The organism is Clostridium sp. CTA-7, assembly GCF_054768095.1.
Genome location: NZ_BAAAAV010000026.1, coordinates 1 through 867 on the forward strand (window position 1 = coordinate 1; position 867 = coordinate 867).

1 tRNA gene is annotated in these 867 nt (G+C 27.2%); it reads right to left on the reverse strand.

The features are described 5' to 3' along the window. Positions 1–720: 720 nt before the first annotated feature. A tRNA-Ala gene (locus tag ACYUEX_RS18680) sits at positions 721–796 on the reverse strand. Between the last annotated feature and the right edge of the window lie 71 nt (positions 797–867).

An 867-nucleotide genomic window follows, 5' to 3' on the forward strand; every position in this document is an offset into this window, starting at 1 on the left:
AAACTCTCAATAAAAAGTTTAATCTCTTTGCTCAAATTACTTTGAGTCTTAATTTTAAGACGTCTAAAAGAATTGCTGGTTTGTTTACTTAACTTATATTCTGTTCAATTTTCAAAGACCATTTTCTTCATCGCCCTCAAGCGACTTTATTATAATATCATTTGTTTTTCTTATTGTCAACAACTTTTTTTCAAAGTTTTTTTGACTTGTTTTATCGCATCTCTCAGCGACGAGATTTATAATATCATTTAAAATTAATATAGTTTTATGCATATGTGTCCATTTTTTAAACTTATTATTAATTTACTCTATTTCTCTATTATTATCTAATTAATTCTATTATTGATACACCAGGATTAGTTATTCATATTCAACATATATTTTCGTGATACGTTTATATATATTACCTTACTAGCTACCTATACTTTATTTAAAATTTATTAATCTTTATCAATTAAGTTTAGTATTAAATTTACTCTGAAAGTACCATAGTATTATAAATTTTATATTCTTTTGTAAGAAGAATAATATTTTCTAATCTAAGATTATATAAAATACTTTTATAGCCTTTATTATGATCTTATAGATTATTATAATTCAGATAAATAAAATTATTTCTCTAAGTTATGATTATATACCTAAATTTTATTGATCTATCATATTAGATAATTTGATTTAACTTTAATTAAAGCAAAAAAAGCTACGATTATATCGTAGCTTTGGTGGAGGTAAAGGGATTCGAACCCTTGACCCCTTGCGTGCAAGGCAAGTGCTCTCCCAACTGAGCTATACCCCCAAATATGGTGGACCTTCAGGGACTCGAACCCCGGACCAACCGGTTATGAGCCGGTTGCTCTAACCAACTGA